Origin of the sequence: Prevotella sp. OH937_COT-195 (assembly GCF_003932845.1) — a bacterium.
In the GTDB taxonomy this organism is placed as follows: Bacteria; Bacteroidota; Bacteroidia; order Bacteroidales; family Bacteroidaceae; genus Prevotella.
On record NZ_RQZH01000010.1, the window covers coordinates 41,058 to 65,692 of the forward strand.

Consider the following 24,635-nt stretch of genomic DNA (forward strand, 5'->3'; position numbering starts at 1 on the left):
CGTTAATTTTCGAAAGTTAAAAGTCAACGAGGATATGTTCCCCATAAAACTTTTAACTTTCGATACTTTCATTTTGTTTATTATATTCCGGCTCTCTTTCGGAATATATCTCCGAGTATGATAGTACGTTTCTGAAGATCCATCTTGTAGTTGTCTCCGAACGCGTCTGCAATTTCAATACACTTATTCATTATAAACAGATTGTTCATGCACTCGTTGTACGATTGTGAGAAACGGTTATCATTTAGCGACAGATACCATTTCACATACTGCTCTGCGTTCTTGAACGTCTCATCGAGCCACGGTTTGGCTTTCGCTTTATTGCCGGCGATGATATATGCTTTTGCAAATTCGAATCCTCCGCTGCTGTAGTTAATCGGAACATTGTACGAAGGTATTGCTTTTGCTCCGCGGTCGAGAACCTCCAATGCCTTGGCATTCTTTCCTTCAGCGATTAGGTTGAGTGCAAGTTCGCCGAACAGTCTGCGGTGAGTGTAACACATACGTATTATCGTCCAATCGAGATAAATTCCTTTTTTGTCAACTCCTCCGAATTTAAATCTGTTCATCAAGTTGTCATACACCCGTTTGGTGTCGAAACTCTTCACTCCTTCTTGATTTGTCTTGAATGGTGTGATGCGGTTTGCAATTCCCTCGCATACGAAGTATTCGCCTAAGTTCATGTAGTTTTCCGAGCCTACCGTGGTTGCTACATATAGCGGTCGTTTCCAATTGCACTGCATCAGCATCTCGAGCAACATGATGTCTGCTTTCGAAAGTCCCCGCCGTCCTGCAAGCGATATTTCCATAATGTCCGGTATTGTATCGCCCGGCATAAACATTCCGCTGCGTTTTACCGCTTCCTTATCCACTTTCAGGTGCAGTGTGTCTGTCGGTATTATGCGCATTTCCGGGTCTTCATTTTGCAGCCAGTTCTTGAAGATGTTCGACACCTCGAAGGGGTCGTCGCCGAATTGTTTGCGTGCAGCTTCCGGGTTCTGTCGGTAAAACTCCCTTATCTGTTCTTTTCCGCTCGGGTCTATTAAAACCCAATCGTTTGTGCCACTCTCATAGTTTATTCTCGACCATGTTATGGGAACTGCCGGCGAATCGTATGCCGGACGTTTCATCTGGTCGATATACCAATCGGTTTGCAGGTAACTGAGGTTGCACACGCGTGCATCTGTCCTGATGCCTTCGGTTTCCTGATCATACCACAATGGGAATGTATCATTGTCGCCGTTTGTGAATATTATCGGGAAATTGTTGTCTTGCATGGACATAAGGTAGTTTTGTCCGAAGTCCCGACAAACATATCGTCCGGAGCGGTCGTGGTCGTCCCAATTCTGGCATGCCATGAGAACCGGAACTCCGAGTGACGCCAGTGCCACTACGACAGCAGGCACGATGCCTTTTACCTTTATCTTGCCGAGCAGGTCGATTATGGCTGCCACTCCCATTCCGCACCATATTGCGAAAGCATAGAACGAACCGGCGTATGCGTAATCTCGTTCGCGTGGCTGTACGGGTGTCTGGTTAAGATATATCACGATGGCAAGTCCTGTCATGAAGAAAAGGAAGAATACCACCCAGAACTGACGTATGCCCACCGGGTCAATCTCCTTATGGGTAACTCCGTCAACCACCACCTTGCGCTTGCGTTGGTAGAATGCCTGCCAAAACAGACCAATCAGTCCGAGCAACAGTGGCAGACAATAGTAAACGTTATGCCCTTTGTTCGCCTTCAAATCGTCCGGCAGCATGTTTTGGTCGCCGAGCCTTAGGTTATCTATAAACCCTATACCGGTAATCCAGTTGCCGTATTCCGCCTCGCCGTTTCCCTGCATGTCGTTCTGCCTTCCCACGAAGTTCCACATGAAATATCGCCAATACATGAAATTGCATTGGTACGAAATGAAGAATTTTATGTTCTCTAACTGTGTCGGAATCTTTATATTGTCGCCGAATTGTCCGGTAACCATTCTTCCGTCAACACCGCCCATCCAACTTTCGTACGACTCGGCATGACCAGGATCATACATTCGCGGGAACAGCATGTTCTGTTCGAAAACATAGTTCTTCTTATGGTCAACGATGAAATAAGAGTCTTTCTCGTCTGCCGAAGCCTTCTCTTTTCTCTGGTATATCGGTGCTCCGCCGCTTTCCACGGCATATCCTTTCGCGTCGCGCTTTACTTCAGACGTGTAAGCCTGTCCGTATAACAGAGGTCGGTAACCATATTGGTCGCGACTGAGATACGAACCCAGCGTGAAAATGTCTTCCGGCGAGTTCTGATCCATCGGTGGATTGGCAGCCGAGCGGATTACTATTAACGTGTAAGAACTATATCCTATCATCAGCATGAGCATGCACAGCAGAGTGGTGTTCTTGAAGCGTGTCGTGACAAGATTTTTTCCGTTAAGTTTGTAAAACTGCACAAAAGCAAGGCCTGCAAGTACTATTATGCCGATAAAAAATGCTCCCCAGCCATATCCGTAGAAAGGAACGCCGAGCATGCCGACCGATGCAAGGTAGGCAATGTTCTGGCGTTTTTGGCTGTTGTCGGAGAAAGTCTCCCATATTGCCCATATCACTACGGTTACAAGCAATAAGAGATATACTATTGTGCCTGAGTTGAACGGCATGTTCAAGGTGTTAACGAAGAACAGTTCGAACCAACCGCCAACGGTGATAATTCCCGGAACCACGCCATACAGGATTGCTGCCACTATGACAAATGATACGCCCAATGCCGCAAGCGAGCCTTTCAGGTTCGCGTTGGGGAATCTGCGGTAATAATATACCAATACGATTGCAGGCACGCATAGAAGATTTAACAGGTGGACACCTACCGATAGTCCCGTCATATAGGTAATCAGCACGAGCCAGCGATCCGAATGCGGTTCGTCGGCATGGTCTTCCCATTTCAGAATAAGCCAAAACACTATTGCCGTGAAGGCAGAAGAGTAGGCATATACCTCTGCTTCTACGGCAGAGAACCAGAAAGTATCGCTGAAAGTATAAATCAATGCACCCACAATACCACTTGCCTCGATGCTTATCATCTGTGTAAGTGTCATCTCGCTTATGTTATCCACGAGAAGTTTTCTCACCAAATGGGTAATGCTCCAAAACAAGAAAAGGATACACGTTGCCGAGAGCAACGCGCTCATGGTGTTTACCATGCGTGCAATCTGCGTCACGTCGCTTGTAAACTGCGAGAAAATATTTGCCGTAAGCATGAAGAACGGTGCTCCGGGGGGGTGTCCTACTTCAAGTTTATATCCGGTCGTAATAAACTCGGGACAATCCCAAAAACTGGCTGTCGGCTCAATGGTCAGGCAATATGTGATTGCGGCGATGGCAAAAACCAACCACCCAAGCACGTTATCGACCAATCTAAATTTTTTCATTGACTCGTGATTGTTATTTGTGATATTTCTCTTAACTGACTTGCAAAGGTACAATAAATAATGTAAATATGGTGTTAGTGTGTCTTCTTTTTTATTTTTTTAAGTTATGATGAAAATGGACTGAAAACCGTTTAAAATGCACTGTCAGGCATGTTTTTTGCACTAAGTGCCGTCTCGTCTGCTGTCGAATGCCGTGTGGCGTAAACCAAAATCGCCCGTTTTGCATTACAAATTCGCCGAAATTGCTCACCAAAACCGCCTGATTTGATTTTCAAATTCGGCGATTTTACCATTTAAGAAAAAACAAACAAGGTGTATTTTCGTCGTTTTTCTTTGCCGTATCGAATAAAAAAAGTAACTTTGCAGCGATTTTCTTATTTTTATTGACACACCACCGAGATGAGTACAGGCAATATTAATCAGACTATAATGCAGGCTGTGGGAGAATTGTCGGCAGGCAGGTTGCTTGTACCGTTATATAAATTTAGCGTCAAAAAGGAAAAACAAAAATAACAACATACATAAAATTTGATGAACGAAGAATTTGAACTCATAGCCAAAACCTTCATGGGATTAGAGCCGGTATTGGCAGAAGAACTCTCAAACCTTGGAGCAAACAACGTGGAAATTGGTCGCCGGATGGTTTCATTCACCGGTGGAAAGGAATTGATGTATCGTGCAAATTTCCAGTTGCATACGGCAATACGGATACTAAAACCCATCAGCAGGTTCAAGGCACGCTGTGCAGAGGACGTTTACGAGAATGTGAAAAACATCGACTGGAGTGAATACATGGACAACAAGACAACGTTTGCCGTGGATTCTGTGGTGTTCTCCGAAGAATTCAGACACTCCAAGTTTGTGGCATATAAGGTTAAGGACGCCATTGCCGACCAGTTCCGCGAGAAAAGCGGCGAACGCCCTAACGTGTCGGTGGCAAATCCCGACCTGCGTCTGCATATACACATAGCAGACGAGGATGCAACACTATGTCTCGACTCGTCGGGCGAGAGTCTGCATCGCCGCGGGTATCGTCAGGACTCGGTGGAAGCACCGCTCAACGAAGTGCTTGCCGCCGGAATGATACTAATGACGGGCTGGAAAGGAGAGACGGATTTCATAGATCCCATGTGCGGTTCCGGTACATTGCTGATAGAGGCGGCACTAATAGCACGCAACATATCGCCGGGGGTGTTCCGCAAGGAGTATGCTTTCGAGAAATGGGCAGATTTTGACAAAGAACTGTTCGATGAGATTTATAATGACGATTCGGGCGAGCGTGAGTTTCATCATCACATCTACGGCTACGACATAGACCCGAAAGCTGTGGGTAAGGCACGCATGAACGTCAAGGCTGCGGGACTTACGCAGTGTGTGACGATAGAGCAACAAGATTTTAAAGATTTCTCACAGCCGGAGGAGAAAGCGATACTTGTCACCAATCCGCCGTACGGAGAACGCATAAGCACACCTAACCTGCTTGCCACTTACAAAATGATTGGCGAGAAGTTGAAGAATGCTTTCACAGGGAACACGGCATGGGTGCTCTCTTACCGTGAAGAATGTTTCGACCAGATAGGACTGAAACCGTCGATAAAAATTCCCGTATTCAATGGTTCGTTGGAATGCGAGTTCCGCAAATACCAGATGTTCGAAGGAAAGTTCCGCGATTTCCGCAGCGATGGAAACGAAATAAAGACAGAGGAAGAAAAGGCGGCCATGGCAGAGAAACGCCGTTTCAAGGAACATCGCGAGTTTAAAAAGAGACTCGACGAAGACGCGGAGATGGAAGCCGGCGACATTCGTTCGTTCACATTCAAACACCATCCGGCATACGAAATATCCAAACAGCGCATAGAAAGAATAAAGAGGGATCGCAAGAATGCTGGCCAAAATGATTATCGTGAGGGACGTGAACGCAGAACCGAAAGAGGCGATAAACGGCATGAAGGATATAGACGCGATGGCAGACGGGGCGGAGATTTCCGTCGTGGACGAGACAATAATGACCGTGGACGAGACTTCCGCAATGGCGGTAGACAATCAAAAGGAGGTTATAAGCGTGAATTTAAAAGCAAAGAAAGGCGTAGATATGAAGATTAAAAATGTTTTATTGTTTATGTCACTGGTAATGATACCGATGGGCGGAATGGCTCAAGACAAACTTTTTACTCTTGAAGACATCAACTATGGTGGCACTAACTATCGGAAGATGGTGCCGGAGAATAAGTGGTTTGCATGGTGGGGAGACGAGTTGGTGCGTCTCGACATAGATGCTTGTTATCTTGTTGACAAGAAAAAACACACCGAGAAAGTGCTTGCAAGCACAGAGGAAATAAACAAATGGGCAGGAACGAAAGATTCGCAGACATTCCGACATTTCTACAATGTCTCGTTCCCGTATGCCGACAAACCGTACGTCATGATACAGAACGGCAGCGAGCGCATGCTCATCGATTTCAAAAAACACACTGTGGTATGGAGACAGTCGTGCACGGACGAGAGCAACGGGGAATGGAACAAAGAAAGCCGAGCCGTGGCTTATGTCAGGGAACATCAATTGTTTGTGAGAGATGCAGACAACGAAGAACGACAACTGACAACCGATGGCAGCAGGGATATTGTTTATGGAACTGCCGTACACCGTGATGAGTTCGGAATATCGAAAGGCACTTTTTGGAGCAACGACGGAATGAAACTGGCTTTTTATCGCATGGATCAGTCTATGGTGGCAGATTATCCGCAGGTAAACATAGACCCGAGCATTGCAGCATGCGAGCCGGACAAATACCCAATGGCTGGCGAAATGTCACACAAAGTTACAGTGGGGGTTTATGACATAAAAACGAAAAACATTGTCTATCTGAAAGCAGGCGACCCCACAGACAGGTATTTCACAAATATATCATGGTCACTGGACAGCAAAACGATATACATGTTCGAACTTAATCGTGACCAAAACGACTGCCGACTTGTGAGTTACGATGCCACAACCGGCGAGCGCGTTGTTGAACTTTATCGAGAGACATCGGAAAAATATGTAGAGCCGTTGCATCCCGTAATGTTCTTGCCATGGGACAAAACCAAGTTCGTCATGCAAAGTCAGAAAGATGGATATAACCACCTTTACCTTTTCGACAAGTCTGGAAAAGAATTGAAACAGTTGACAAAAGGAGAATGGGTTGTGATGGAAGTGTGCGGATTCAATGAGAAAAACAAATCTGTAATCATAGCGGCAAACAAGGACAATGCCATTCAGAGAAATATTTACATGGTGAATGTGACCGACGGGAAAATGTCTCGACTCGACAATGGTCGCGGATGGCACAACGCAAACATATCGGAGTCGGGGACTTGGTTCTATGACAACTATTCCGAGCCGGACGTTCCACGCGTCATCAATATAGCACAGACTAATGCCAAGAGCGGAACTGCGGCAGACGCAAAGCCTTACATGAAGGCGGCAGACCCGTGGAAAGGCTACCGAATACCGGAGTTCTTGTCGGGTAAGATAAAAGCGGCCGACGGTACGACAGATTTGTATTACCGAATGGTTAGACCGGCAGATTTTGACGCATCGAAGAAATATCCCACTGTGGTATATGTGTATGGAGGCCCTCATGCACATAATGTTGACGCACGGTGGCACTGGAGCAGCCGTTCGTGGGAAACTTACATGGCACAAAAAGGGTATGTTCTTTTCATTATGGACAATCGCGGCAGCGAGAACAGAGGGCGCGACTTCGAACAAGCAACATTCCGTCAACTGGGACAGGTAGAGATGGCAGACCAAATGAAAGGTGTGGAATATCTCAAGTCGCTGCCATACGTTGACCAAGAAAAGATAGGCGTTCACGGATGGAGTTTCGGTGGCTTTATGACAATATCACTTATGGTAAACCATCCCGATGTATTTAAAGTGGGAGTTGCCGGGGGACCTGTAATCGATTGGAAATGGTACGAGGTGATGTATGGCGAGCGTTATATGGACACACCGCAGACCAATCCGGAAGGATATGCCAAGACATCACTGCTGCCGAGAGCAAAAGATTTGAAAGGAAAACTGCAGATAATAACAGGATATAACGATCCTACAGTTGTGCCGCAGCATTGCCTTTCGTTCATAAAGAAGTGTATAGAGGTGGGCACGCAGCCGGATTTCTTCGTATATCCGGGCGAACCGCACAACATGAGAGGACATCAGAGTGTGCATCTACATGAACGAATAACGCAGTATTTCGAGGATTACCTGAAGTAACGTTGAGGATATTATTAAATTAAGGAGTTAAGACAACACATCTTCCGACGGATAAATAAAAAGTATTTTTATGGAATATGTTGTCTTAACTCCTTATTTTTTAACTCTTAAAATCCCATTTTTTCGAACCATTCTCTCTCAATCTCCAAATGGAAATGTCAAAAAGAATAGCAATCATCGGTGGCGGAGCAGCCGGCTTCTTTGCAGCAATAAGAGCAAAGGAGATAGATCCGAATGCTGTTGTTACAATCTTTGAAAAGGGTAGTGTGCCATTGGCAAAGGTTGGGATAACCGGAGGTGGGCGGTGCAATCTCACAAATACATTTGCAAATGTTACCGACCTGAAAAAAGTTTATCCGCGTGGGGATAAGTTGATGAAACGTCTTTTCAAAACATTTGACCATAAAGATACATTACGTTGGTTTGAAAAACGTGGAGTACCTTTGGTGGAACAAGAAGACGAATGTGTGTTCCCACGCTCGCAAGATGCACAATCTATTGTGAGGTGTCTCCTCAACGAGGGACGCAGGTTGGGTGTAAACATAAAGACGGAGCATGTATTGTTGCGCATGGAAAAAGAAGAAAAGCATTTTCTTTTATTCTTTAATAAAAACAAAAAACGTGTTGAAACAGACAAAGTTGTGGTAACTACCGGAGGACATCATCGTATTTCCTCGTTTGATTACATTGCAAATGTCGGTCACGATATTTCAGAACCTGTTCCATCTCTATTCACATTCAACATCGCAGATAAACATTTGCGCAATCTTATGGGTACGGTTGTTGAGAATGTTTCGGTGGGAATTGTAGGAGAGAAAATGCGCGGCGACGGTTCGCTGCTCATCACCCATTGGGGAATGAGCGGTCCTGCGGTGCTGCGTCTGTCGTCATTCGCAGCACGTATTGTGAGTGAACGGCAATATAGTTTTGATATATCGGTAAACTGGATAGGTCTTACAGACAGATCTTTAATTTTGGAAAACATTGAGAGAACGGCACATGAGAATGCCGCAAAGATAATCACTAACGCACGACCATACGATATTCCTGCAAGACTGTGGGATTATATGATTGTGAAAATTGGTATTCCTGCGGATAAGAGATGGGGAGAGACAGGAAAGAAATTGCACAACAAGATTGTAGAAATGCTTACAAATGATATATATCATGTTGAAGGAAAGAGTCGTTGGCGTGACGAATTTGTTACATGCGGCGGCGTGTCGCTATCATCAATAGACTCCAATACGCTCGAAAGCAAGCATGTCCCCGGACTTTTTTTTGCCGGTGAAGTAACCGACGTTGATGCCGTAACGGGTGGTTTCAATCTGCAGGCGGCATGGACGATGGGATATGTTGCGGGAGAGAATGCCTCGAAGTAACCATTCCATGATGTCTTTGTGACAAGAACTTATCAACCTATAATATAAAAATACATATTTTTCTTTCTTGTTACCATTTTTTGTTTATCTTTGCATCATGTTAATAATATGATTACATGGCTTTTAAATTATTCATGTACTTGACTTAAATACTTTGTATGCAAATAATAAAAAACAATACCAATATTACCGTTAATCGAATAAGTTAATTTACAATATTGAGCATGTTTAAAACAATCTTACAATAAAAACACTTGTTGTCAGATTGTTTTGTTTTAAAGTCTTTTTTCTTTTAAACTTTCAAATAACTGCTAATATTACGGTGATTTGTTGTAACTTTGCAGTCGTAAATAAGAAACAATATGAGTATTAATTTTATAGTGCAACGAGTTCCTGTAAAGGAAAAGACTGTTTATTTTCCGGAAATAGATATGGTGAAATCAATGAGGATTTTGCTTCTTGGCTCCGGAGGGCGTGAACATGCCCTTGCATGGAAGATGGCACAGAGCGAAAAGTGCGAGAAACTATATATCGCACCGGGAAATGCAGGTACCGCTAATGTCGGCGAGAACGTGCCGATTGGTGTAAATGAGTTTGATAAAATTAAGGAATTTGCAGTAATCAACGGGATAAACATGGTTGTTGTAGGACCCGAAGATCCGCTCGTTAATGGCATATACGACGAGTTCGTAAATGATGAACGTACCAAACATATACCGGTTATCGGACCGTCAAAACAAGGTGCCGTACTCGAAGGTTCTAAGGATTTCGCAAAAGATTTCATGCAACGTCACAACATTCCCACGGCAAAATACAGAACGTTCGACGGTACTATGCTCGAAGAAGGATTGGAATATCTTGAGACGCTTAATGCACCGTATGTGCTGAAAGCCGACGGTTTGTGCGCCGGAAAGGGTGTACTCATATTGCCGACACTCGACGAGGCGAAGAAGGAACTGCGGGAGATGCTCGGTGGAATGTTCGGAAACGCATCATCAAAGGTTGTAATAGAGGAATATCTTGACGGCATGGAATGTTCAGTGTTTGTTCTCACCGATGGAAAACATTATAAAATATTGCCAGAGGCAAAGGATTACAAACGCATCGGAGAGCATGACACGGGACTAAACACCGGTGGCATGGGCAGTGTCACTCCTGTTCCTTTTGCCACGAAAGAGTGGATGGATAAGGTAGAAAAACGTATTATACAACCTACTGTTGAAGGTTTGGCAGAAGAAGGTATCGATTACAAAGGGTTTATATTCTTCGGACTTATAAACGTTGGAGGCGAGCCAATGGTGATAGAATACAACTGCCGTATGGGTGATCCGGAGACGGAGAGCGTGATGCTGAGACTGAAGAGTGACATCGTTGACCTTTTCCAAGGAGTTATTCTCGGCGACCTTGACAAGCGGAAAGTGGAATTTGACGAGCGTGCCGTAGTTTGCGTAATGCTTGTTAGTGGAGGTTATCCGCAGGAATACAAAAAAGGATATGTAATAGAAGGACTGGAAGATGTCAAAGAAAGTGTCGTGTTCCATTCCGGTACAATGGTAAAAGATGGCAAAATTGTTACAAACGGAGGACGCGTAATAGCGGTGTCGTCATACGGAAAAGACAAGGAAGAGGCTCTTGCCAGGTCTTTTGCGGAGGCAGACAAGATAAGATTTACAGACAAGTATCTCCGTTCGGACATCGGAAAAGATCTTTAACGTTCTCTCTACGCCCCAAATCGAAAACTTTATTTTGCGAAGTCGGGCGGAACATAGAGTGAAGAAATGCGAACAATATAATACATGGTTAAGCGATTTCAAAACAGAATTGCAGAAGGAAGAATGACACTGCCGGTGATGAGTGTCATTGCCGCGGCAATATGGTTGGTGTCGGGACTCGTACAAAGGCAGTTGTGGCTTCCAGCCGCATGTTTTGCCATTACGGCCTTTTTGTTGGTAGAGTTGAACAATGCCAATTCTTTGATACGTATATACAGCCGTACTGTTTCGAGTGCATTCATGGTAATGATGTGCAGTTCGGTATATCTGCTTCCTTCGTTAAAAGGCGGAGTTATAGATGTGTGTGCAGTGTCGTTCTATATATTATTCCTGCATTCATTTCAGAATAACGATGCGTCAGGACGGGTATTTTATGCTTTTTTCTTTGTGGGGTTGGCCAGTGTTTTGTTTGTGCAAATGTTATTCTATGTGCCTTTATTGTTGGTCATGCTTTCAACAAACATGACAGCAATGGGTTGGCGTACATTATCTGCTTCGTTTTTAGGGCTCCTCCTTCCTTATTGGTTCGTTGCGGGCTACTATGCTTTGGTTGGTGATTTTACGATTTTTACTGAACATTTCTTGTCAATAGCCGAGTTCGGGTCTGTTGCAGATTTATCCGGCATCAATGCTTATCAGTTTGCCACTTTTGCTTTTGTCGTTACATGTTCTATAATCGGAATAGTACATTTCTTGAGAAACAGCAATATGGACAAGATACGCACCCGTATGATTTTCGAGATGTTCATAACAATGAATATTGCAACGATATTGTTCATAATATTACAGCCAATACATTTCGACATACTCATACGTATAGCCATAATAAATACAAGTCCGTTGATAGCACATTTCGTGTCGCTTACACACACAAGACTTACCAATATACTTACGATTCTTCTTTTGATAGTTGCCGTTTCAATACCTTTAATAACTTTTTTCTTTAGCCTGTGGACTCCATTACTGACATTTTGATAGGATACGGATATTGGGGAATGCTCATATCTGCATTCTTTGCAGGCAGCATTTTCCCGTTCAGCAGCGAAGCGGTCATGCTTGCTTTGCTTGCAGCAGGACTCGACCCTTTACCGCTTATTGCCTATGGCAGCATAGGAAATGTTGCGGGTAGCATGTTAAATTACGGTGTTGGCAGGATGGGAAAAACAGAGTGGATTGAACGTTATCTGCGTATCAGCAAGAAAAACATGAATCGAGCAAGAAAGTTTATGGGAGCCCGTGGAGCACTGATGGGCTTCTTCGCATTCCTGCCAATACTTGGAAGCGCAATAGTCGTTCTGTTGGGACTTATGCGTTCCAACTTGTTGTTTACCATTTCAAGCATTACTACGGGCAAGGTGATACGTTATGTATTGCTTGTATATGGTGCAGGCTTGTTTGTATCTTAAATACAACTTTTTATGATTACGCATAATGAAAAAAAGTTAATAAAGGCAATCTGCCGGTGTATAAATGCCGGTATTTCAGAATAATGTATTAACTTTGCAGCCGCTACTACGTGATGGTGGCATAAAATTCAAACCTATTTAACAAATAAACAAACAACAAAATGGCAACAAAAATCAGATTGCAGCGCGGCGGTCGCAAGGGATACGCTTTCTATCGCATTGTTATCGCTGACTCAAGAGCACCACGTGATGGTAGATTTACTGAGAAGATTGGTACTTACAACCCTAATACCAATCCGGCCACAGTAGATTTGAATTTCGAACGTGCTCTCTATTGGGTAGAAACCGGAGCACAGCCCACAGACACAGTTCGCAATATCCTTAAAGATAAAGGTGTGTATCTTATGAAGCACCTGCGCGGCGGTATCAAGAAAGGGGCTTTCGATGAGGCGGCTGCACAGAGTAAGTTCGAAGAATGGAAGATTGCTAAAGAGAAAGGATTTGAGGCGGTACGCGAGTCGGATGCCAAGGCCAAGAAAGAGGCTGAGGCAAAAGAACTTGATGCCGAGAAGAAAATCAATGAGGCTATAGCAAAGAAAGTGGCTGACAAGAAAGCCGCAGAGGCTGCAGCCAAGGCAGAGGCTGCAGTTGCCGAAAATGCGGAAGAGACTTCTACGGAAGAAACACCTGCAGAGGCTTGATAAAAAAATTATCTTCATAAAACGGGCGGAGTATTTTCAAAATGAGATACTCCGCTCGTTTTTCGTATTGAGATTTCCGGAGAAAGAGATACGAATATTTTCTCCGTTTATCATTGAAAACACTTGTTGTAATGGTAGGACGGCATGGTGCGGCAGACATCGAATTTATATGCAAATGTCGTACTCAGACCGAAATTGGCAATAAATATTTCCCGCAAGTTTGTTTTATAATAATCATTTTACGATTTACATGTAATCAAAACAGTCGGTTTTGATAAGCAAATACGGCTGTTTTGGCGAACAATTTCGCCGAAATTGTTGTGCAATTACGGCGGAATTGCACAACAATACGATAAATGTTTTGGTTGGTAACGATATTTTTTATAAATTTGCAAACATACTTGTAATGTTGTATATAGAATAATTAACATGTAAAATATGAATAAATCGTTATTCCAGATTTCGTTATTCACTATAATATTTCCTTTCATTTCCTATGCGCAGACATCTATGCGCGATTTATGGATTCAAATGCCTGACAGCATTGTTGCATATCTTGATAAAGAGAAACGTACGGAGATTGCCGAATTGTATCGGACAAAAATGAAATCAGAATTAAAGAACAAACTTGACGGAACAACTGTATTGGACACGTTGACAGATGATTATGCCTGTGTAACACTGAATGTCAGTGCAACATTGCAGTTGAAAAAATTATCAACGGACAACTCTTTTGTTATTTGTGTAGTTAAGAAATTCAAGGCACCTGAAATTGAAAGCGAGGTCAGTTTCTTTACCCAAGAATGGCAGCCGGTTAAAGATAATTTTGGTTTGCCGACATCGAATGACATAGAAAAGATAAAGACAGACTTTACAAATCGTCCCGACAGCATGCCTGCAACGAAATACGATGAACTCCTCTCCTTATTTGATTTCGTAATGCTTAGTGCAGACTTGTCCGCTTCAGAACCGGTTATTTCTTTTACACTCTCTCTCCCTTTGCTTAATGATGAAGATAAAAAGAATATTATACCGATAATCAAACAAAGGAAATTTAAATGGAACGGGCATGCTTTTATGGAATGTTAAGAGTATAATTTAAATTGTTAAGATGTTAAAAAGATTGGTTACCGTCAGGCAATCAATCTTTGTTTTTAAGTTCGTCAAATTCATTTACAAGGGTATGTTATGCGTGTTAAAATGCTCTTTTAAGTTTTGATAAATTTTATTTTGAAGGTATCTTTTTTTTGTGTACCTTTGTGCGCAAAATAAAAAAATAGATTCTTAAAACGTATGAATTTGAAATTTCGTTTGTCATTGATGAATTTTCTCGAATTTGCTGTGTGGGGAGCCTATCTCACATGCATGGGAAATTATTTGGGAATTGCAGGACTGGGTACGCAAATATCTTGGTTTTATGCCTTGCAAGGTATCGTATCCATATTTATGCCGACAATAATGGGGATAGTTGCCGATAAATATATACAACCGCAACGATTGTTGGGTCTGTGTCATTTGGTCGCAGGTGGGGCAATGCTTTTCTGTTGGTACATGGGCTTCTCTGCCGGTTTCGGTAACGAATTGTCCAACAAAGGCTTGTTTGTGGCAATGTACACATTGAGCGTTGCTTTCTATATGCCCACTTTGGCTTTGACTAATACCGCGGCATTTACTATATTGAAGAACAACGGACTTGATACCATAAAGGCATTTCCACCAATAAGAGTTCTTGGAACAATAGGTTTTATCATAACAATGTGGTTCGTAAACTGTGCTGTATGGGAAGACGGTGCTTTCTTTTTCACGTTGTCCGATAATGCACACAAATTTCAATATACCTACATGCAATTCTTTGTCTCCGGAATTCTTAGTTTAATACTCTTCCTATATTGCTTTACACTCCCTCAGTGCAAGATAGAGAAAAAAGAGGCACAGTCGTTTGCAGAATCAATCGGGCTTAATGCCTTCAAGTTGTTCAAGACCAAAAAGATGGCGTTGTTCTTTATATTCTCAACTCTCCTCGGTATGTCATTGCAGGTTACGAACGGTTATGCCGGTCCTTTCATTACCAGTTTCAAGGGGAGTGCCGATGTACTTATCTCTTCGTCGTTCGCTGCAAATAATGCAACGCTTCTCACTTCAATATCCCAAGTAAGCGAGGCTATATGTATCCTCATGATACCGTTCTTCCTTCGTCGTTACGGTATAAAGATTGTCATGCTTATTGCAATGTTTGCATGGGTGTTACGTTTTGGCTTCTTCGGTACGGGCAACCCTGCAATGCCGGGAGTAATATTGTTTATTTTGTCCTGTGTTGTGTATGGTGTGGCTTTCGATTTCTTCAATGTTTCCGGAGCAATGTTTGTTGATCAAGAGTGCGATACATCGATAAAGGCATCTGCTCAAGGGTTGTTCATGTTGATGACAAATGGTCTTGGTGCAACTGTCGGTACGCTGGCAGCCGGGGAAATAGTAAATCATTTCTGTAAATGGGAAAACGGTTTCCTTGTTGGCGATTGGCAGTCTTGTTGGTTCATCTTCTCGGCATACGCGTTTGTAGTTGCCATATCGTTTGCACTGATATTCCATCCTGACAAGAAGAAAAAAAAGAGAAATGTATAAAGGAATAAGACTTCGGTTTGTAAGTGTGTCGGAGATAGTAGGTTCTGACGATCTTGCTCTTATAATACTTGCAGACGAGCAGCGTGAACGTCAAATTTCCATAGTGTGTGGTCGCGACATGGCTGTACAGTTGGATATGCGTGTCAGGAAAATACCTGTCACACAGCGTATGCTTCCCGAAGTACTTTCCTCCATTATTTCAGACCGGATGCATCTATGCTTTTATATGCTTATAAATGGTATTTCCGATGGTCAATACGATTCTGTGATAGTGAATGATGACACCAATGACGTGATACCAATTCGGGTCTCGGATGCAGTACTGTTGTCCGTGGCAAGCGATATTCCGCTATATATAGACGAACGTTTAATGCGTCAACAGTCTGTAATGTATCGCAATCCTTCGGTGGAAATGAAAATTCCCCTGCCCATGAACGCCATGAGTATAGAGATGCTTGACAAGGCAATAGAACGTGCCATAAACGAGGAGAATTACGAGCAGGCATCTTTGCTTACGGAAGAACGTAACAGACGCACTTCGGGTTTGGGCAAATAATTCTGAACCATTATGAAAGAGGCAAGGTATTTCTTCGTGCCCGATGCGGGTAACACCAACGAACTTCCTGACGATGAGGCAATGCACGCCCTCAGAGTTCTTCGATTGAAAAGTGGCGACGAGATGTTCTTGATGGATGGCGAAGGGTGTTTCTATCGTACCGTTGTCACTCTTGCCGCCACAAAGCGATGTCTTTACAAGGTTTCGGAAATAATTCCACAAGTTCCGGTATGGAAAGGGAGAATATGTATTGCCACAGCTCCTACCAAGATGATGGACAGAATGGAGTGGTTTGTTGAGAAGGCGACAGAGATAGGTATAGATGATTTCAGTTTCTTGAATTGCCGCTTTTCCGAACGCAGAATGATTAAGACGGCAAGACTTGAGAAAATAATCGTCTCCGCAGTCAAGCAGAGTCGTAAGGCATGGAAACCCGCATTAAATCAGATGATGACGTTCAATAATTTCGTTTCGCTCCCAATTTCGGGCAGGAAATACATAGCACATTGTTATGACGAGATAGAGCGCAGAGATCTTTTCACGGAATTGCAAAAGCCGTTCTCTGACAATGAGGCCGACGTTACGGTTATGATAGGGCCTGAAGGCGATTTCTCGACAGACGAGGTAAGGCTTGCAATAGATTACGGCTTTGTGCCGGTATCGCTCGGTCCTTGTCGGTTGCGTACCGAGACAGCTGCACTGTCGGCAGCAATGATGGCTCATTTGTCTCGTCGCATTATGAAACACTAAAATATGTTCAGGTAATAATGAACACGTTGCGAGATATTTTGGCAGCATCATTGGTAATGCTTACGATGTCGTGTTCGAATGACGATTATCTTAATGTCATTCCGATGGAAAGCATTGCCATCGCTTCTATAGACCTTATGCAAAACCAATCGCCGGATGAATGTGGTATCGGTGATGTGTTGAAGGACATTATCGGATTTGAAGACATAACTGAATGCGGTCTGGATATTTCATCTAAGATATATGCTTTCGAAACGCCGGACGGTACTATCGGACTTGTGGCACGTGTGGAAAATGCAGATGACGTAACGAAACAATTCGTGTCTATGTATTCAAAAGGTAAGTGTACGTCTCCCGAACAACATCGTGGAAACACTTTTGTATTGATTGACAATTCATGGCTTGCAGGATATTCCGACGAAGCATTGATCGTAATCGGTCCGATTACTTCCATGCAAAGAGTTGCCACAGAGCAGAAAATGCAGAAAATGTTTCGTCGTGATGACGGAAATGATGTTAGAGAATCAAAGATGTTCATGAAGCTCGACTCTATTAATGCTCCTATTTCGATTGTCGCCCGTATGTCAGCCTTGCCGGAAAAACTGATTTTACCGTTTACACTCGGCATGCCCAAGGAGGCAGATTTATCGCAGATTATCCTTTCTGTCGGAATGAACCATGAAGATGGAATGGCGGTAATACATGGAAAAACGTTTTCTTTCAATCGCGGAATAGATATTAAGTTAAAAGAAAACGACAAGATTTTTCGGAATATTACCGATGATATGCTTGACAATTTGCCTTCAAACAGTTTGTGCCACATGTTTATGAATGCAGAAGGAAATGAACTGTTGAAAGTAATGCAACAAAACAGAAGTACTCAGGTACTGCTTGTCGGAGCGAATACTGTCGTTGATATGGACAACATATTGCGTAGCGTGAATGGCAACATCGTATTTTCGTTTCCGAACCTTGATGGTGACTTTTATTTTAAGGCGCGTCTGCACAAGAAAGATTTTCTTGCCGATGTGGGATATTGGAAATTGTCCTGCCCCGCAGGATCTAAGATGATTGATGCAGGGAAAGACACTTATGTATATATTAATGATGATGTTAAATTCTGTTTTTCTGTCTCTTCCGACAACATTTTCATTTCGTCTTTGTTTCATGGGAGCACGGATAATGATGTAAGAAACACATCATATTGTGCTTTACCTGAAGAGGTTAAATCGAAAGTTGTGGGTTCGAAACTTGCAATGCTTTTTAATACAGACAAGATTAGGAATGAGACTTTTGCCGGAATTATGAGATCCTTGTCAGGCGGTACAACAAAAATCATGTATATTAAAGAATGAAGAAAAAAACAGCAATTCTGTGGACAAGATATTATTTGATAATGTATTGCCCGATGTGTTTGTCGGGAATGTCGGTTTGCAAAGCGATGTTTGGAGACGGGAAGTAGAGTTTTTGAAAGGAAAAACATATCTTCTTGAAGCAGAAAGTGGTAAGGGGAAAAGTACTTTTTGCAGTTATATTGTCGGGTACCGCAGGGATTATTCCGGAAGAATAATGTTTAATGATGTCGATTTAAGGGATATGAGTATAAAAAAATGGACAGATGTGAGGAAATATAATTTAAGTTATCTTTTTCAAGAACTGCGCCTGTTCCCGGAATTGACGGCCTTTGAAAACATAGAAATAAAGAACCGTCTTACTAAATTCAAGTCTAAGGAGGATATTGTCAAATGGTTCGAACGTCTTGGCATTTCAGACAAACTTGACGAAAAAGTAAGGATTTTGTCGTTTGGTCAGCAGCAACGTGTGGCAATGATGCGTGCCTTGGTTCAGCCCTTCGATTTTATAATTGCAGACGAACCGATAAGTCATCTTGACGAAGACAACTCAAAAACGATGGGAGATATAATAATGGAAGAGGCGGAAAGTCAGGGAGCCGGAATTATTACAACAAGCATCGGCAAACGCATTGAAATGCGATATGACAACATTTTGAAATTGTAGCGAAAAACAAGCAATAATATGAATCTCGTTTGGAAATTACTCCGCCAACATATAAGCATACCTCAGATTACCGGTTTCTTATTTGCCAACTTGTTCGGTATGTTCATTGTTGATGGGATTTCAATTCTATAGTGATGTAATTCCGGTTTTTACGGCAAAAGATACGTTCCTAAAAGCCGATTTCATCGTAATAAACAAGAAAGTAGGCAATGCCATGACATTGACCGGGGCAGCCAACACGTTTACGAATGCCGAAATTGATGAATTGTCATCACAGCCTTTTGTAAAGGAAACAGGCTCTTTCACGCGTGCCGACTTTATTGTTAATGCTTCGATGGGAATATCCGGACGGAGTGTTTTTTCGTCAGAGATATTCCTTGAAAGCGTACCGGACGGTTTCATTGACGTTCCGTTATCCGAATGGAGTTTCTCGGAAGGTTGCAAGGTCGTACCGGTTGTTCTTCCGCGTTCATATATCAATATGTATAATTTCGGTTTCGCACAAAGCCGTAATTTGCCGAAGATAAGCGAAGGATTGGCAAGTATGATAGATTTAAAACTAAACATACATGGTAAAGACAAGTCGGTAGAATTGAAAGGAAAAGTTATTGGTTTTTCAAACAAACTGAACACCATACTTGTTCCACAGTCATTTATATCATGGGGAAATGATAACTTTTCTTCTTCGTCAGGTCAGATGCCTACGCGCCTTATACTTGAGATTTATGACCCTACAGATGCCAAACTCACTTCTTATCTTGAAAGACATAACCTTGAACTTGACAAAGGAGATGTGAATGCGGAGAAGACCGCATCTTTCCTGCGCTTGCTCGTTGTTATTGTAATGATTATAGGACTTTTAATAAGTGTCTTGAGTTTCTATATACTCATGTTGAGCATATACTTGTTAGTCCAAAAAAACACAACAAAACTTGAGAACCTTCTGCTGGTTGGCTACACTCCTTCTCAGGTGGCACGCCCTTATCAATTACTCATGCTGATGCTTAATATTACGGTCTTTACTATGGCAATGCTGTTTCTTTTATTTGTGCGTGGCTATTACATGGATATTATATACGGACTATTCCCCCGGCTTCCTGATACATCTGTCATGCCTTCTTTCTTGCTCGGATTATTATTGTTGGTCGTAGTGTCGCTAATGAATATTGTTATAATAAGGCGTAAGATACAGAGAATTTGGTATCTTAAAGATTGATTTGTACATATTTTTTTTGCAATGTCTTTAAATTATTTTATCTTTGCAATTAATAACAATTAAAACAATAAATCTAACTATGCAGAAAAGAATTCATTTCCTTATTGCTCTGTTGATGATTTCTTCATCAGTATTATGGGCGCAAGTCACAACTTCGTCAATGTCCGGTCTTGTACGAGATGCAGGTGGGGAGACAATAATAGGTGCCACCATCAAGGCTATTCATAAACCATCTGGTACCAGTTATGCTGCTGTTACTAACACCAACGGACGTTTTACCATTCAGGGTATGCGCAATGGCGGACCTTACGATGTGACAATATCATATATTGGTTACAAAGACATTATTTATCGTGACATAACATTGCAGCTTGGTGAGATTTATGACCTTGATGTCAATCTGAACGAAGATGTCAATGAACTTGGCGAAGTGTTGGTAACCGGCAAAGGCTCTAAGTTTTCCATAGAAAAGACCGGTGCGACTACCAACATCAATCAGCGCATGATCACATCGTTACCTACAATTAATCGCAGTATATCCGACATTGCCCGGCTTTCTCCATACGCAAACGGCATGGGGTTTGCCGGTGGCGACGGTCGCTCGACCAACTTTACCATAGATGGTGCCAATTTCAACAATAATTTTGGTTTGACGGACAAACTACCCGGTGGAGGAACACCTATTTCAATGGATGCAATAGATGAAATACAAGTTGTTGTCTCTCCATTCGATGTAAGGCAGACCAATTTTATCGGAGGCGGTATCAATGCTGTGACGAAATCCGGTACGAATACTTTCCGAGGCACGGCATACACATATCAACGAAACGAGAATTTGCGTGGCAACAAAATTGATGGAGAAAGTCTCGGTGACCGCAAGAAAGACCGCAAGTCCATATATGGCTTTACGTTCGGAGGACCGATTATTAAAGACCGTCTTTTCTTCTTTACAAATGTGGAATATGAGAAAATTCCTACTGTCGCCATAAACTGGCGTGCTTCAACAGACGGTGTTGCGGACGGAAATAATTTCATTTCCCGCACAACAATTGCCGACATGGAAGCAGTACATAAATTTATGCTCGACAAATACGGATATGATACCGGATCATATACAAATTTCCCGTCAGATGAAGATAACTTGAAAATTCTTGCACGCATAGATTGGAACATTACTCAGAAACATCATCTCGCGGTGCGTTTTAATCATACAAACAACACCTCTTGGTTGCCAACAAACCGCTCTTCGGCCGATGTTAATACCCGGTTCACACTCGATCGTTTCTCAAAATTCTCAATGGGCTTCGCCAATTCGATATATAGCATGAACAACAAGGTTACTTCTGTATCTGCCGATCTTAACAGTCATTTCGGTAATAATATTGCGAACCAGTTGTTGTTTACATATAGCAACATTCAGGATGAACGCGGCAGCAATTCCGCTCCATTCCCTTTTATCGACATTTTGGCGGGATACGATACTGCAGCAGATGGTATGGTTACCCAGAAAATAGAGCCATATATGTCGCTCGGATATGAACTGTTCTCTTGGAACAATGCCGTTAACAACAAGGTTACCACGCTCATAGACAATTTTACTTATTATATTGGAACACACAAATTGACCGCAGGTCTCAGTTTTGAGCATCAACTGGCAAACAATTCATATATGCGCAATGGCACGGGATATTATCGCTATCGCTCTCTTGACGATTTCTTAAATGGTGCTGCTCCGGAATCCGTGGCAATACAATATGGTTACAATGGCAATACACACCCACATGCTCAAGTACGGTTCAATCAACTCGGTTTTTATATGCAAGACGAATGGAATGTTTTGAAAAAACTTAAGTTGACGGCAGGTATTCGTTTTGACGAATTGATTTTCAATAACGATGATGTGATGACAAACAATGCGATATTGAACCTCGATTTCGGTGGTCGTCATATTGATACCGGTAAATGGCCGGGTAATAACGTTCAGATTTCTCCTCGTTTAGGTTTTGTATGGGATGTACTCGGAGATAAAACACTTAAAGTACGAGGTGGCACAGGATTATTTGCCGGACGTTTACCGTTGGTATTCTTTACCAATATGCCAACAAACTCCGGTATGATACAGTATCTTGCTACTGCCGGTACGATATACAAAAACGGGGTGGTGCAGTCGCGCGACGAACGACTTGACAAGTTTGCGGGGCGTATAGTAACAGACCCGTCAGAGATAATCTCGTTGCTTGGCACTCCTACGACAATAACTCCGGAAAAAGGAACGGTTCCTTCCGGAATTGCGGGTGTTGATCCGGATTTCAAGATGCCACAAGTGTGGAAATCATCAATAGCAATCGACTATCAGTTGCCGGTTAGTTTCCCGATGTCTATTACAGGAGAGTTTACTTACACAAAGAATATACAGGCGGTAATGCTCGATAACTATAATATCAAACGCCCTGATGAAACATGGTCTCGTTTGCAAGGTGCGGACAATCGTTGGGTTTATCCAAAAGATTTCCGATACTATTCGAAGGGGACGAACGGTGTAAATCTTGTTGATGCCTGTGTGTTAACAAACACGAGCAAAGGTTATGGATGGACGGCAAATGTGACACTTAATGCCGAACCGGTAAAAAACCTTAATATAATGGCAGCCTACACACATACGGTTATGAAAGAAGTGTCTGGAATGCCGGGAGCCAATGCTTCTTCTGCATGGCAGGGGCTTTTTACAGTGAATGGTCCGAACAATCTTGATGTGCAGAACTCGAGGTTTGTCATTCCCGATCGTGTCGTTGCTTCAATAAATTATCGTTTCTTTAAAGAGAACATAACTTTGTTCTATACAGTATTCAGTCCTGCGGGATATAGTTTCTTCTATAAGGGCGATGTAAACGGAGACGGACTACAATTTGATCTTATGTATATTCCGCTTGACGATTCGCAGATAAAGTTCTCATCAGAATCAGACCGTGCCGCTTTCTGGAGATTTGTAGAACAAGACAAATATCTCAATTCACACCGTGGTAAGTATGCAGAAGCATACAGTGCACGCGCTCCTTGGACACATCGTTTCGATTTCCGTTGGACTCATGATTTCGTTATTCGTCTCGGTCAAAACACACACAAGTTGCAACTTAGTGCAGACATAATGAACATAGGAAACTTGCTGAACTCAAAATGGGGTGTCAGCAAAACGATGGAGCCATGCAACAACGGGCAGTTCTTGAAAGTTGACAAAGTGGACAATGGAACTCCTGTTTTCTCGATGGTTAAAATTAACGGAAAATATCCGACTAAGACATGGGAATATAATCACAATTACGGTCAGTGTTGGCGATTGCAGTTCGGCTTGAAATACATTTTTAATTAATTGATTACAGTCAGAGTGAGGAAAAATCCTTTCCTCGCTCTTTTCTATATAAACAAACAGAAATGGAAATAATAAAAGAAAAACTTGAAGAGAAAATCATACCCAATTTCAAAGGTGGAAATGGAAGATATATAATGAGGGCATTTGATGATTGTGACAATAAAATAATGTTCGGTACTCTCGAACCGAACTCGTCAATAGGTTATCATACGCATACTCAGAATTCTGAAACGATGTATATCCTTTCCGGAACAGCCACTTATATTCTTGAGGGTGGTGCAGAAGAGGTGGTACATACAGGTGGTGTACATTATTGTCCGAAGGGTGGAAGTCATTCCTTGCAAAACAATGGTACGGAAAATCTCACATTCTTCGCAGTCATAGGAGAGCACCATGATTAGAAATAAGAAATCATTCCTTTTAAGTTAAGTATTGTGGCATCTTTTCTTTTTATTAATTTTGCATGAAGTTTAAAACAAATAAAGATTAACACTGAAAATACATGAAAAAAATATTGTTTTCCGTTTTATTATTATCCTTTCAATTATGTGTCTCGGCACAAGAGCCTTCAAATTTATTTCATGAGGACGATCACGATGAGGGCCTTTTCTTAGGTGGGGCTTTTACATATTGGAACAATAACAATACAAAGGCTTCCACATTTCAGATGTTTCCCGAAATGGGGTGGAGGTTTAACCACACTTGGGCAGCAGGACTGATGTTGGGATTTGGTGTTGAGTCAGAACGCGATGAAGGAATAAAACAAACGACACGCGTATATAAGGTTTCGCCATTCTTGCGATATTATTATATGCACAGAGGTCCGTTTAATCTTTATTTAGACGGCGGGGTGGGGTTCAACCATGCAAATCCGAAATATCCAAATGCAGGCAACAAACGAAATGGTTACGAGATAGGTGTACGCCCGGGTGTTTGTGTTGATCTTGCCAAAGGTTTCTGCCTGTGCATGCGCATGGGTTTTGCCGGTTATAGGAACAACTATTTCGTAGGAGAGGAAGCAGAACTAGGTAATGATGGGTTCGGGATACGTTTCGCTCCGGAAGAACTGATGATAGGACTTGAATTGGAGTTCTGACTCAATAATAACATTGCGACTGTTTGTGGTTATGAAGAATGGGCTGCACCAACACGTACAGCCCATTCTTTGTATTTGTT

17 protein-coding genes and 1 pseudogene are annotated in these 24,635 nt (G+C 42.5%); 17 read left to right on the forward strand and 1 reads right to left on the reverse strand.

The features are described from left to right. Positions 1 to 80: 80 nt before the first annotated feature. Entirely contained in the window at positions 81 to 3,413 is a 3,333-nt protein-coding gene (locus EII32_RS05575; protein ID WP_125234457.1) for a DUF2723 domain-containing protein, read from the reverse strand. Positions 3,414 to 3,944: 531 nt separating this feature from the next. On the opposite strand from EII32_RS05575, the gene EII32_RS05580 reads away from it, so the two are divergent. From EII32_RS05580 to EII32_RS05660, 17 genes and pseudogenes are all read left to right on the forward strand, one after another. Beyond that, positions 3,945 to 5,516: a class I SAM-dependent RNA methyltransferase gene (locus tag EII32_RS05580; protein ID WP_125234458.1), complete on the forward strand. Its 1,572-nt coding sequence runs from the start codon at positions 3,945 to 3,947 to the stop codon at positions 5,514 to 5,516. Beyond that, positions 5,506 to 7,671 carry a S9 family peptidase gene (locus EII32_RS05585; protein ID WP_125234474.1) on the forward strand — a complete coding sequence of 722 codons (2,166 nt, stop codon included), beginning with the start codon at positions 5,506 to 5,508 and terminating at the stop codon, positions 7,669 to 7,671. Before EII32_RS05580 ends, EII32_RS05585 begins: the two co-directional genes overlap by 11 nt. Before the next feature lie 155 nt (positions 7,672 to 7,826). Then, complete coding sequence (locus tag EII32_RS05590; RefSeq protein ID WP_125234459.1) at positions 7,827 to 9,050, forward strand: NAD(P)/FAD-dependent oxidoreductase; 1,224 nt, start codon at positions 7,827 to 7,829, stop codon at positions 9,048 to 9,050. Positions 9,051 to 9,493: 443 nt separating this feature from the next. After that, the gene (purD, locus tag EII32_RS05595; protein ID WP_125234475.1) at positions 9,494 to 10,762 is read left to right on the forward strand and encodes a phosphoribosylamine--glycine ligase; all 1,269 of its coding nucleotides are present in this window, start codon (positions 9,494 to 9,496) and stop codon (positions 10,760 to 10,762) included. An 84-nt stretch (positions 10,763 to 10,846) separates the two neighbouring features. After that, on the forward strand, positions 10,847 to 11,797 hold the full coding sequence (locus EII32_RS05600; RefSeq protein ID WP_125234460.1) for a hypothetical protein: 951 nt from the start codon (positions 10,847 to 10,849) through the stop codon (positions 11,795 to 11,797). Beyond that, positions 11,773 to 12,228: a YqaA family protein gene (locus EII32_RS05605; RefSeq protein ID WP_125234461.1), complete on the forward strand. Its 456-nt coding sequence runs from the start codon at positions 11,773 to 11,775 to the stop codon at positions 12,226 to 12,228. The genes EII32_RS05600 and EII32_RS05605 overlap by 25 nt, the downstream gene beginning before the upstream one ends. Before the next feature lie 161 nt (positions 12,229 to 12,389). Continuing rightward, a complete protein-coding gene (locus tag EII32_RS05610; protein ID WP_125234462.1) occupies positions 12,390 to 12,929 on the forward strand; it encodes a 30S ribosomal protein S16 in 540 nt (179 codons plus the stop codon). 438 nt (positions 12,930 to 13,367) lie between these two features. Then, positions 13,368 to 14,018 (forward strand): DUF3256 family protein, encoded by a 651-nt coding sequence (locus EII32_RS05615; protein WP_125234463.1) that lies wholly within the window; start codon positions 13,368 to 13,370, stop codon positions 14,016 to 14,018. A gap of 204 nt (positions 14,019 to 14,222) precedes the next feature. After that, entirely contained in the window at positions 14,223 to 15,551 is a 1,329-nt protein-coding gene (locus EII32_RS05620) for an MFS transporter (RefSeq protein WP_125234464.1), read from the forward strand. Beyond that, the gene (locus EII32_RS05625; RefSeq protein ID WP_125234465.1) at positions 15,544 to 16,107 is read left to right on the forward strand and encodes a bifunctional nuclease domain-containing protein; all 564 of its coding nucleotides are present in this window, start codon (positions 15,544 to 15,546) and stop codon (positions 16,105 to 16,107) included. Before EII32_RS05620 ends, EII32_RS05625 begins: the two co-directional genes overlap by 8 nt. A 12-nt stretch (positions 16,108 to 16,119) precedes the next feature. Then, the gene (locus tag EII32_RS05630) at positions 16,120 to 16,857 is read left to right on the forward strand and encodes a 16S rRNA (uracil(1498)-N(3))-methyltransferase (protein ID WP_125234466.1); all 738 of its coding nucleotides are present in this window, start codon (positions 16,120 to 16,122) and stop codon (positions 16,855 to 16,857) included. A 17-nt stretch (positions 16,858 to 16,874) separates the two neighbouring features. Continuing rightward, the gene (locus EII32_RS05635; protein WP_125234467.1) at positions 16,875 to 18,212 is read left to right on the forward strand and encodes a DUF4836 family protein; all 1,338 of its coding nucleotides are present in this window, start codon (positions 16,875 to 16,877) and stop codon (positions 18,210 to 18,212) included. Between the two features lie 19 nt (positions 18,213 to 18,231). After that, the gene (locus tag EII32_RS05640) at positions 18,232 to 18,876 is read left to right on the forward strand and encodes an ATP-binding cassette domain-containing protein (RefSeq protein ID WP_125234468.1); all 645 of its coding nucleotides are present in this window, start codon (positions 18,232 to 18,234) and stop codon (positions 18,874 to 18,876) included. An 18-nt stretch (positions 18,877 to 18,894) separates the two neighbouring features. Beyond that, positions 18,895 to 20,092, forward strand: a pseudogene (locus EII32_RS05645) (ABC transporter permease). 79 nt (positions 20,093 to 20,171) lie between these two features. After that, positions 20,172 to 23,459, forward strand: coding sequence for a TonB-dependent receptor domain-containing protein (locus tag EII32_RS05650; protein WP_125234469.1), 3,288 nt, complete (start codon positions 20,172 to 20,174; stop codon positions 23,457 to 23,459). A gap of 62 nt (positions 23,460 to 23,521) precedes the next feature. Beyond that, on the forward strand, positions 23,522 to 23,860 hold the full coding sequence (locus EII32_RS05655) for a cupin domain-containing protein (RefSeq protein ID WP_125234470.1): 339 nt from the start codon (positions 23,522 to 23,524) through the stop codon (positions 23,858 to 23,860). A 278-nt stretch (positions 23,861 to 24,138) separates the two neighbouring features. After that, positions 24,139 to 24,555, forward strand: coding sequence for a hypothetical protein (locus tag EII32_RS05660; protein WP_233582313.1), 417 nt, complete (start codon positions 24,139 to 24,141; stop codon positions 24,553 to 24,555). The last annotated feature ends 80 nt before the right edge of the window (positions 24,556 to 24,635 follow it).